The organism is Calothrix sp. PCC 6303, assembly GCF_000317435.1.
Lineage (GTDB): Bacteria > Cyanobacteriota > Cyanobacteriia > Cyanobacteriales > Nostocaceae > PCC-6303.
The window spans coordinates 4,768,462-4,780,028 of record NC_019751.1 but is presented as its reverse complement, the minus strand read 5'-3'; the positions used below and the strand labels follow the sequence as shown (position 1 = coordinate 4,780,028).

The window sequence follows — 11,567 nt, the reverse complement described above, 5'->3', positions numbered from 1 at the left end:
CCAAGATAGTGAAGTACCCCACCGTTTATACGGATGGGGTTTCTGCTGTTTAAGCTAAGGGAAATCTGTTCCACTCCCACATCACAAAATATTATTCTCACTTTTGACGGGATCAACAGCAGGCAAGTGAGCAAAGGTTTCTCCAACTAATTTCTTTGCCTTCTCATCCAACAAATTCCAATCGACTTCTCCCATTTCATCAATTAGATTAATATTGATGTCAACAACTTCTGTTCCCGGTAGGTAATCACGAAAACACAACTGATAGCACAATTCCCACAAATCTATACTCACCTGTTGATCTTGACGCTGTAGGCACAAATGATATCCTGGATGGGGTATAGGTAATTTTTCTAGGGTATCCCTAATTTCTGCAGCTCGTTGTGAAGTTGCCGTTTCCATTTCAGTAAGCAGTTCCATCACAATTGTTTTTGTCTCATCACTGGTGTCAGATGCCCAAACTAAAACATCCTGATAAGTTCCTTTCCAGGAAGAGGTATCAAGTTGTTTGCGGAAATTATCGATAATGCGGATGAAAGCTGGCTGCATCAGGATTTCAGCTTGCTGCCACAGAGAAGGATCGCTGATTTTAGGTAGCATGGGTTTGTGAAAATGAATATTGAAACAAAAATTAACAGACTATTGGGACTGAAAATCTGGATTTTTGACTAAATCTTTTCTCAAGATAGCGGATTTTACAGTGGAAAATTTGGAGATATTTATTATCACCCGATGCAGATGGGTGTAATCACTGGGGAGAAATTTCATGATTGGCAAGCTACTAGACTATCGTTATAAAGTTATCAGAGTCCTTGCCACGGGCGGTTTTGGCGAAACCTACATAGCTGAGGATACCAAGCGTCCTGGCAACCCCGTTTGTGTAGTTAAGCATCTTAAACCCGCTAGTAGTGACTCGAAGTTGTTTGATACGGCAAAGCGTCTGTTTCAAAGTGAAGCTGAGACTTTGGAGAAATTAGGCAGTCACGATCAGATACCTCGACTTCTGGCTTATTTTGTCGAACATCAAGAATTTTATTTAGTTCAAGAATTTATTGAAGGTCATACTCTGAGTGAAGAACTTGTTCCCGGTGAAAAATGGGACGAACCTCAGGCAACCTTACTTTTATATGAAATTTTAAGTATTTTGGAATTTGTTCACCAAGAAGGGGTGATTCACCGCGATATTAAACCTGATAATATAATCCGTCGCCGCAGTGACCATAAATTGGTTTTAGTGGATTTTGGGGCTGTAAAACAACTGCGTGGTGGCGCGGGATATCCGGCACGAGGTACAGTTATTGGTGGACAAGCTTCAGCTACTGTAGCTATTGGCACACCTGGTTATATGCCTACGGAGCAAGGGCAAGGTAAACCACGCCCTAACAGCGATCTTTATGCTTTAGGAATCATTGCTGCCCAGGCTTTGACGGGAATTGCGCCGATGGACTTACAGGAAGATATCCATAGTGGGGAAATTCTTTGGCAACATTTGACATCAGTAAGTCCGGAGTTTGCCGCGATTTTGAATAAAATGATCCGCTACCACTTTAAGGAGCGTTATCAAAATGCTACCCAAGCATTACAGGTTTTGCAGAGTTTGGGGGGAGTTGGAAAACCTAATCAATACGGATTAGTGTCGTCTTATCAAACTAGTTACCCCTTAGCTAGGTATACATCACTGCAATCGCGTCAAAAAACGGTTGCCGTCGCACCTGGGAATCAAATGGGTAAACCTGTAAATGCTGATGTTAAACCCATGCGTAAGGCAGCCACAGGTCCTGATTTGTTACAGATTTTTATTCTGTTACTATTGGCAGGGGGTGCGGCAGTGGTTGCACCTGCGGTTGTGAAAAATGTCCAGGGTTTAGCCACCAATTGGACAAAGGGAAATAACACTATAGTTTCCCAAAATTGCTTGGCAATGACTGACGAAAGTGCAAATATTCGTTCTGAACCCAGTTCTATTAGTGCAGACACTATATTACAAACGGTAAGCGATCGCACTGCCCTAGAAGTGACGGGAACCCGTACAAAACGCGGTTGGTTGCAAGTTCGGATGGATTCTGGCAAGATAGCTTGGGTTCATTCAGAGGTCATTGGCAATAATGAAGAGTGGGTGACTTGTCTGCGTGACAAGGGTATTGCCATGAAAACTGTAAATGATAATAACTTAATTGTTGATAATCCAACGGTTAAGCCTAAAACTAAGCCAGTTATTAATCTAAACCCATTTGCTCAAAATCCTGAACCTTTACCAACACCAACTCAGAAATCAGAAAAGCCCATAGATCCGGTTCAAGATACCCAAGTTGTTCAAGAAGCACGGGAGAAATATGAATCGGGTGATTTACAAGGTGCGATCGCACTCTTAAAATCAGTCCCAGCGGGTATAGAAGAAACTAGTAAGATGGTTTCCCAATGGCAACAAGATTGGTCAAAAGCAGAGGCTTTATTTAAAGATATCGACGCTGCCGTAGCAAGCGGTAATTGGGATCAAGTTAACTCCTATAAAGAGCATCCTGAAAAGTTACCAAATATTCAATATTGGCGCAACAAAATTGATCCTTTAGTTCAACAAGCTGCTGACAATATATCAAAGCAGGCTGAAAATTTAACTAAACAACAATTACCTAAAGTTATTGCACCAGTTAATAAAGAGAAGACTCAACAAGGTAATAGTAATCCAGAGAAAAGTAATTAAAAAATAAGTAATGAGTAATATAGCATTTCCCAATTGAGTGAAATACAACCCCACCCGCCCTAGCCTACGGTGTACACACAAGTCGGTAAATTCCTCACTCCGTCTCTTGTTGAAAATCCCAGTCTCACGGCACAAGCCCATGGAAATCGACTAAAAACCAAAAATATTCAGTCATCTTGCAGATGACTTTAGCTATTAGAGTACTCCAAGTAAAAAAATGCCCAGTTGTCATTGCGTTCGCTCTTAGCGTGCGCGATAGCGCTTACGTAACGAAGTGAAGCGTGGCAATCCCAAGATCTTGTAGATCATGCGATTGCTTCGTCGTTCCTCCTCACAATGACGGGTTTTGGATCATTTATTTGTTGGAACACTCTTAGACGGCGGTTTCAACCGTTGGCGAGCGTGGGATTATAGAAAATCTAGGGAATTCAAGACTTGTGTATACACCGTAGGCATACTTACTCTGGTTTTATCGTTTTCCCCAAACGAGTAAAGCGAATTTCAATGCGTCGTCGCTTTGGATATCAATTGCCAGTACTACGTCCCGTCCACCATGCAAACGTGATACCAAATTCTAAGCCCACTTTTTGTGCTGATGTTAGTGGTGTTGTCCCTGGAGTTACTTTGGTATTAGTCACAGAAAATACAGCTATTTATGTGTATATTTAGTTACACTTACTGAAATGATTTCAGAAAATGTAGTATTCAATCGAGAAATATGGCTTAATTATATTTAGTTAGTATTGGTCGAATAGAGCTAACATGCTTACATGTCATTATTGTATATAAATATACAAAAGTATGCACACCTGTGTGTTTAGAATAATGCATTTTTTCTAGTACAGCTAAATGATAATCAATTTAATCATCGTACTGGGATGCGATCGCTTCTAACTTTTTTTCCCAGACTTCCTCAAATTGCAATAACATAGCTGAATAAATTTACGCCATAGCTAGTTACAACAATACCCATGACCAAGGTTACATCAAAAGAAATAGCTAATTTTCGGACTCAGTTAGCAGATGACGAAACCGCCCTCGAAGCATTAGACTTAATCGAAGATTGCGAGGGTGACTTAGAAGATGCAGCAATGACATTGGCAATTAAAGCCGGACAACAACCTGAAAGCGCTAACTCAATCTGGTTAGATGCCTTAGCCAGACAATGGCGAACTATAATTTGCGAACCACAATTTCGGGAAGAAATGGAAAAAGACTCCATCAGAGGCATGATGGCATATCTCAAAAGCACTAGAGACTTTCCCCCAACTTTGGCAACACCAGTTTTACTATATGTTCTCAAGCAGGGTGTGAATGATTTTTGCTCATCTCTTGACTCAATCAAATAAAATTCCTAGAGACTGCTACCCTGGTAATTAATGAAATCAAACAGTGGAAACACATTTACATAACATCATGAATTATCTTGTTGCCGTCATGTCAGATCGAATTCAAGCTGAGGGTGCATACCTAGCTTTAGAAAAAGAGGGAATCAAATCCTCTATTTTGGGTAGAGGTTATAAAACTGCTGATGAGTTTGGCTTGATTGATCCGAAAGAAGAAGCCGGCAAACAAGCTAAATTTATGGCGATATGGCTAGTTCCCTTTGGATTTTTTGCTGGTTTCACCTTTAGCGTGATCACGGGTTTGAATACCTTTGCTTGGGCTGGCGAAATAGGTAATCATGTTGTGGGAGGATTACTTGGTGCTGTTGGTGGTGCTATGGGTAGCGTATTTGTTGGGGGTGGAGTTGGTTTAGTTTCGGGTGGTGGTGATGCCTTACCCTATCGTAACCGCTTAGATGCAGGCAAATATCTGATCGTAGTTCAGGGTGCAGAAAGTAATACCCGCGATGCAACCCGTGTTTTACGCAGGTTTGATCCTGAAAATATTCAAGGTTATGCCGACAAAATTAGCGCCTAAAAAATGAATCAAGTTTTATATATCGAAACACAGCGTCTGGAATTAATTCCCTGTTCGTTAGAGGTTGCCAAGATGGCAATTGCTAAAGATAGTCCGCTGTTAGAAAAACTTTTAACCGCATATGTACCAGAGGATTGGTATTCAGCAGATGTTCAGGGTTTTTTGCCAAAATATGTGGAAATGTTGGAAGAAGATCCGTCCCAGTTGGGTTATGGTGTGTGGTTGATGATTCGTACCCATGACTCAACATTAATTGGTGACTTGGGCTTTGTTGGCAAATCAGATGATGGTAAATGTTTAGAACTGGGTTATGAAGTTTTAGCAGATTATCGCAACCAGGGTTATGCAACTGAAGCTGTGGAAGTGCTGTTAAATTTTGCTTTGGTGCAGTTGGGAGTAGAAAGGGTGATTGTCCACATTCCCCAGGATAACTTAGCGGCAATTCGAGTTGCTGAAAAACTGGGGATGCAGAATTTGGGATTGGTGAAATTGCCGAATATACCGGGAGTAATGATGTTGGAGTGGGAGTTGGAGTTGCCTTAGAATGTTCATAATAGTATGTGAACTTATGCCGAGTGTCTTTGCTCTAACTCGTTCCTTGTCTCCGGCAAGGAACGCATATCCTTTGTCTCCCGTCTCCAGTCAGAATAAGAGGCGGAGCATCAAAGTCAAGGTTCCCAGGCAGAGCCGAGGAACCAGTCGATGACACAAAAACTGTATGAACAAAAAGCGCGAAAATGATATCAAAGTTTACAGCCTAGTACAAGAAGGCAGAAGGAATAAAGCCCATAAAACAAGCTTTTTGTCTGGTTACGATGGTAGGTTTATTTCCCCCGTGCTGTACTAGACAAAGCCTGCGGGGAAGAGTGCAAAACTGGGATGCTCCCCAAGCGATTGAATTCAAACCTGATTTCACTGATGGCAGTAAGGCAAATCTCGATGACGAAATACACAACTTATTGAGTGGATACAATCTACCTAACATTTTTAAAGCTTTCGACGCTATTATTAAACATATCTGCAAAAATAGACATCACAGTGCGATCGCGTATCTTAATATTAGTATTAACTCCCATACCTGACTGCAAGGCTATATTTTTACCATTAATAGTTAAATATTGAGTATCAAGCTCAATCTTTGCCGGAAATCGATAAAATGGATAAATTTGGTCTGGTGGCAGTGCATCCGAACCAATTGAGACTAATTTCCCCTTAATATCACCAAATTCACTAAATGGGAATGAATCAATACGGACATCCACTGTCATTCCTTCTTTCACAAAACCAATGTCTTTATTGGTAATAAATACTTTAGCAATTAACTTATCATTTGGTACTATCTTCAGTATTGGTTCTGTGGATGATGCTACGAATCCTGGAGACTTTGCCTTAAGCTCGAATACTGTACCGCTAGTGGGAGCTACAATTTCCTGATACCTCAAATTCATCTGAGTCTGACTAATTTGTGAATCAGTTTCTGCAATCTTTTTATTATTCTCAACAATTGCTTTGGTAAGTTGACTATCAATATCAGCTATTCTTTGATTATTTAAAGCGATTTTATCTAGCCAATCTTTGCGGGAACCAGCAACGGTATTTTTCAGTTTTGCCTGTCCACCTATAATTTGAGCTTCTAATTTTGCTTTTTCTTGCATCAACTGATCGACTTGAGATTGTATATTCCGTACTTCCTCTTGCTGTTTAAGAAATTGAATCTGTGATATTGCCCCAATTTTTGCTAACCCGCTAATATTATTCAGAATGCCTTGATTCATTTTCAGCGAGTCTGTATTAGAAATAATCTTAATATCATTTTGTTCAACTTGACGTTTTAGTTGTTCTATTTCCGCTCGTGATTCAGTCACTCGTGCGTCTAGTTCAATTTGACTAGAGGTAACTCTTTCTTTTTGTTCTTGAGATAATTTATTTGCAGAATTCCCATCAAATTGGGTTCGATAAACTTGATTTTCAGTTAATAATGCAGCCCGACTTTTAGTTAAGTCAATCATGGATGCTGGCACTTGTAAAGAGGTAAGATCCAAATCGATTTTATCTTTTAACTGCGATTCATAAAACTTATTTTCTTGCATTAAGCTAGCACGTACTTTTTGCAAAGATGCCAATTGAACTTTAGCAGTTGCATTGTCTAGAACAATTAGCTTATCCCCTTCTTTAATTTGTTCTCCATCTTCAACAAATACCTCTTTAACAACTCCACCAACAGGTGCTTGGACATCTTTAGTTGCACCACTTGCTTCCAGCTTGCCAGTAGCAGATACAGCCTCTTCAATCTTACTGAAATTTGCCCATGCGATCGCACCTACTGTTGAGAGGATTAATCCCCATAATATCGCCCTAGACCAGTTACGAGATTGCTTTAAGATTACAGGTTGCTCAAACTGGGAAATAGAACGTGGTACGTAATTAGGAATTTGAGGCTCAATTTCATTTTTCATAATTGTTATTTGTTATTTGTTAGTTGTTAACTTCAAATAGGTAATCTAAATAAGTAATGTTCTATTTATATATAATTAATTATTTTTTAAACATTTTAAACAATTTTACCTACAAAAATATATTGTTTAAAAGACTAAATAGCTCCAAGCCGAATTCAATATCATCACAGTCTAATACCTAGCATCTATTAGCTATTCTCCTGACAATTCTTGTTGTTGATAGAGACAATAATATAGACCCTTCATGGCAATTAGTTCATCATGTATGCCTTTTTCTGCAACTTTTCCCATATTCATCATTAAAATAGTATCTGCATTGCGAATGGTAGCTAATCTATGAGTAATAAATAACACAGTACGGTTCTTGAATGCAGATTGTAAATTTAAACAAACCTGTCGTTCGGTAGTATAGTCTAAAGCACTAGTAGCTTCATCTAAAATTAATAGAGGTGGATTTTGAAGTACAGTTCGAGCGATGGCAATTCTCTGTTTCTGTCCCCCTGATAATGCAGAACCCCTTTCTCCAACGCGGGTATTATAGCCTTGAGGTAAGTTCATGATAAAGTCATGAGCACAAGCAACCTTAGCTGCTTCTACTACTTCTTCCGGAGTTGCATCTGGCATTGTCAAAGCAATATTTTCCCGAACAGTAGTATCAAAGAGGAGGGTATCTTGCAACACCATACCAATTTGACAACGTAACGAATATAATTCGACTTTACTAATATCGTAACCATCAATTAAAATCCTGCCTGCATCTAGTTCATACAAGCGAGGAATTAATTTTGTTAATGTACTTTTACCAGCACCACTCTGTCCCACTATACCAATAAACTCTCCAGGACAAATATCTAAACTGATATTATCAAGTTGCGGTTTAGGACTTTTACTGAAGCTAAAAGTCACATTTTCATATCTAATTCCTCCGATAATAGCAGGTATTGGGATGTTATCCCGTCCAGCAATTTCTGATTCTTGAGGAGTATCAATAATATCTGCAAGTCGTTCCAAAGATAAAGCTGTTTCTTGGAAGTTTTGCCATAGTTGAATTAAGCGTAAAAGCGGACTAGTTGTATACCCAGCGATGATCCGAAAAGCTATTAATTCTCCTAATGAAATTTCTTTTTGAAGAACTAAATAAGCTCCCACCCAAAGTAATAGTAAACTAGATAACTTGTTAAGAAAAGCGCTTAAAGAACTAGCTGTATTTGAAACAATAACATTTTGAAAGCTAGCACTAATATATTTACTATAGCGATTTTGCCATTGCCACCGAGAACTAAGTTCAATATTTTGAGCCTTTACTGTTTGAATACCCGATACAACTTCAACTAAATAAGATTGTGTTGCTGCATTTTTCTCAGCTTTGATTCTTGTTTGTTTACGAATGATTGGAGCGAAAACAAATGTCAGGAGAGCGAATAGTGGTACTGTTGCTAAGGCAACGATTGTTAGCAACCAGCTATAAAAAATCATGACAGCGATATAGACAACAGAAAAAACTGCATCCAAGACTACAGTCAGAGCAGTTCCCGTTAAAAATGAGCGAATATTTTCTAACTCATTGATCCGAGAAGAAATTTCTCCCACAGGTCGCTTTTCAAAGTAACGTAAAGGTAATCTTAGTAAATGATCGATAACTTCTGACCCTAAAGATAAATCAATCCGATTAGTAGTATCAACGAATAGATTAGTTCTCAACCATGTGACAATACCTTCAACTAATGCTAATGTAACTAATAATCCGCCTAAAACATTTAAGGTGTTTATGCCATTTTGAATAATAACTTTATCAATAATTACCTGTGTAATTAGAGGGTTAGCTAGTCCTAATATCTGGATAAAAAATGAAGCGATAAATACTTCAATCAACACTGCTTTATGTTTTTTAATTGCTGGAATGAACCAGTTTAATCCGAAGCGTTGCTTAGGTGTTTCCAGCATTGTCTCCAGAAGGAGAACAGGCACTTCTTCCTCTAGTTTTTCAATGAATTTTGCTGGCTTTTCTCGAATAATACCTTTTTCAGGAATAGCAATTATTAACTCAGTTTCTGTTGCTTCATATACAATGACAAAACTATCTTGCCAAGGTAAAAGTACAGGAGTGGGAAGTTTGGAAATTGCTACCGCTGGAACTTGAACAAGTTGCGCTTTTAATCCGATTAATTCGGCAATTCCACCGCACAGTTCCATTGATACTTTTCCTGTGCGTTTGTAATTATCAACTAATGCGCGTTGAAGAACATCTCGCTTCCAAGGTATATTCCAGTAACGTGATAGCATTTGAAAACAGGCAAGAGTCCCATCAACTGCACCTTTACCATGAATATGTGGATATGCTGAGGAGAACTGCTGTTTTTTGACTTCCTTTTTAACTTCTGGTTTTTCCGGTGCAAAAGGAACCTGTTCCCAAGGATTGAGAACTATTTCTGACTCTAATTCAGTTCTCGTTTGGGAAGTTGCAGTTGTAAAAGATAAAGTAGGATCGTTCAATCCAATTAAGCGAACTTTCTTAGCTGTAGTAGTTTGGATATATTCTTGCTCACTATCAAAATTAATCTTGCTACCCACTGGATAGTTGCAACCATGACTGCTAACAAACCATAGTAGATTAATATCTAATTTATTTATTGGAGTTTTGCCTTGAGCAAGATTTAGTATAGTTACTTGAGGCAGAGCAGCAGTTGCTAATTCTTGAATGCGATCGCCTGCTAAACCGCGCCGTTGTATTTCGTGACTTAATATATCATAAACTTCTAACAAACTTGATTGATTATGAAAATAAGCAGCAATTTCAGGTTGAGTAGAAAATAAATCCTCAAAATCCTTCACAGCTAAGGTTAAACAAATTGATTCACAAGATGCAATCACAGTTTCACAAGGAAGATTTCTCAAAATTCCCACTGTCCCAATTATTGCACCTGGTTCCAATACCTTCAGTGTTTGGGGTACCTTCACACCAGGAGGGTATGCTAGTAATCTAGCTTTTCCCTGAAACAGAATTGCAATTCTTGCAGGCAAAGTCTCGTTAACGACGATAGCTTGTCCCATCCGATAGCGCAATGGTTCTAGCTGACTACAGAGTTTAGCGATCGCATCTGCGTCCAAACTGTTGAATGGTGGAGTTGTGGCAATAAACTCTTGATATGTAGTAGATGTAATTATAGTCATGCTATGGCGATCGCAGCTTTTGGTGTATCAAAAGGTGAGGAAAGGTTATTTGCAACTAATGACATTGGTGTCCGCTGCAATTGTTCGTTTAACCACTGTTCAAACAAATGATTGAGTAATGTTGTTTTCATTTCCTCGTCAAATTGTGCAGCAATTAATTTTTCTAAGCGCAAAATTACCACCCAATTTTCCAATTTCATTGGTGGTAATAAATATCCAGGTTCAATTTTTGCTAGTTTTTGAGCGATCACAGGATGAGGTTGATTAATTGCAACCGGTCCAATCAACCCCCCTGTTTGTGCTTCTGTACCTTGGGAGTACTGACTTGCACAATCAGCAAAACTTGATTCTCCTGATTGAATTCGGAAAAATAGTTCTTGCGCGATTTCCATCTCTTCAGTTCGTAAAAGAGAGTAAATAACTTTATCAAGTTGAGGTTTATGTTGAATAAAATATTGCTCTAATTTTCCTCCCCAGGTCGCTTTTTTAAACTTTTCTAGACGATATTCTTTCGTTGCTAACGCTTCTAGCTGCACCTGTGTTATGCAGTAATGCTTACTAATTGCCTCTATTGCTTCTGGTGTTGTTAATTTATGCTTGGTATAAAATTTATCTATTTCCTGATTCTTCTCAATAGTCGATAAATCAGTTGACGCGATCGCCTTTTCAATGATCAGTTCTCGGCATAACATTGGTAAAATTTGAAACTCTGCTAATTTAACCACTACTTCTGTAGCAGTCAGTATTTGGTCGCCAATTTTTAGAATGTTGTCCATCACAAATCACCAAATATAACAGCTAAAAGCTTTGCTACATCATATTCCATAAGCATACCTGTAAAATAATGCTACTTGAGCGAGAACTGAAACAATAGTAGTTATACTTAAATAAAGCTATCTGTAACTTTCAGGATCAGTTTTTATACTGATACATCTTTCAGCTTATCTCCATAAAAACAAGCTACATAGTTTACAATTTAACTACGTAGCTCGCTCCTGATGTAGCAAAATTACCTGCGTCAATCAAATTGGATATATTAAAAATTGCCAGGGCAGAATCAAGCCATGATTTGTACTTGCCGAATTAAAATAACCAGATCAAAGATGACATTAATCTGTTAACAGTGACAAATAATTAGTTAATGTACAACAAAAGGCGACACCCGGATTTGAACCGGGGGATGGAGGTTTTGCAGACCTCTGCCTTACCACTTGGCTATGTCGCCGGATTTTGATGCATACATGTTTTTGCTTATAACAAAACACATAAACGTCAATGTTAGTTAGTATAGCACAGTAACTGCTTATAATACAATT

General features: G+C 38.6%; 9 protein-coding genes and 1 tRNA gene. 5 read left to right on the top strand and 5 right to left on the bottom strand.

The features are described from left to right. Positions 1–81 precede the first annotated feature (81 nt). Complete coding sequence (locus CAL6303_RS19445; RefSeq protein ID WP_015199540.1) at positions 82–600, bottom strand: hypothetical protein; 519 nt, start codon at positions 598–600, stop codon at positions 82–84. A gap of 166 nt (positions 601–766) precedes the next feature. Between CAL6303_RS19445 and CAL6303_RS19440 the strand changes: the two genes are divergently transcribed. The 5 genes from CAL6303_RS19440 to CAL6303_RS19425 all read left to right on the top strand — a co-directional run bounded on the left by CAL6303_RS19440 (position 767) and on the right by CAL6303_RS19425 (position 5,167). Continuing rightward, a complete protein-coding gene (locus tag CAL6303_RS19440) occupies positions 767–2,701 on the top strand; it encodes a serine/threonine protein kinase (protein ID WP_015199539.1) in 1,935 nt (644 codons plus the stop codon). A 504-nt stretch (positions 2,702–3,205) separates the two neighbouring features. After that, positions 3,206–3,370, top strand: coding sequence for a hypothetical protein (locus tag CAL6303_RS30440; RefSeq protein ID WP_015199538.1), 165 nt, complete (start codon positions 3,206–3,208; stop codon positions 3,368–3,370). Positions 3,371–3,672: 302 nt separating this feature from the next. Continuing rightward, positions 3,673–4,050, top strand: coding sequence for a hypothetical protein (locus CAL6303_RS19435; protein WP_015199537.1), 378 nt, complete (start codon positions 3,673–3,675; stop codon positions 4,048–4,050). Positions 4,051–4,117: 67 nt separating this feature from the next. Beyond that, positions 4,118–4,624, top strand: a complete 507-nt coding sequence (locus CAL6303_RS19430) for a hypothetical protein (RefSeq protein ID WP_015199536.1) — start codon at positions 4,118–4,120, stop codon at positions 4,622–4,624. A 3-nt stretch (positions 4,625–4,627) separates the two neighbouring features. Then, complete coding sequence (locus CAL6303_RS19425) at positions 4,628–5,167, top strand: GNAT family N-acetyltransferase (protein ID WP_015199535.1); 540 nt, start codon at positions 4,628–4,630, stop codon at positions 5,165–5,167. A 431-nt stretch (positions 5,168–5,598) separates the two neighbouring features. Here CAL6303_RS19425 and CAL6303_RS19420 read toward each other — a convergent pair whose 3' ends face one another. From CAL6303_RS19420 to CAL6303_RS19405, 4 genes are all read right to left on the bottom strand, one after another. Beyond that, positions 5,599–7,080 carry an HlyD family efflux transporter periplasmic adaptor subunit gene (locus CAL6303_RS19420; RefSeq protein WP_015199533.1) on the bottom strand — a complete coding sequence of 494 codons (1,482 nt, stop codon included), beginning with the start codon at positions 7,078–7,080 and terminating at the stop codon, positions 5,599–5,601. Between the two features lie 192 nt (positions 7,081–7,272). Then, complete coding sequence (locus CAL6303_RS19415; RefSeq protein WP_015199532.1) at positions 7,273–10,251, bottom strand: peptidase domain-containing ABC transporter; 2,979 nt, start codon at positions 10,249–10,251, stop codon at positions 7,273–7,275. Continuing rightward, positions 10,248–11,027: a peptidylprolyl isomerase gene (locus CAL6303_RS19410; protein WP_015199531.1), complete on the bottom strand. Its 780-nt coding sequence runs from the start codon at positions 11,025–11,027 to the stop codon at positions 10,248–10,250. Before CAL6303_RS19410 ends, CAL6303_RS19415 begins: the two co-directional genes overlap by 4 nt. Before the next feature lie 377 nt (positions 11,028–11,404). Further along, positions 11,405–11,476: transfer RNA gene (locus CAL6303_RS19405), tRNA-Cys, on the bottom strand. Positions 11,477–11,567: the final 91 nt, after the last annotated feature.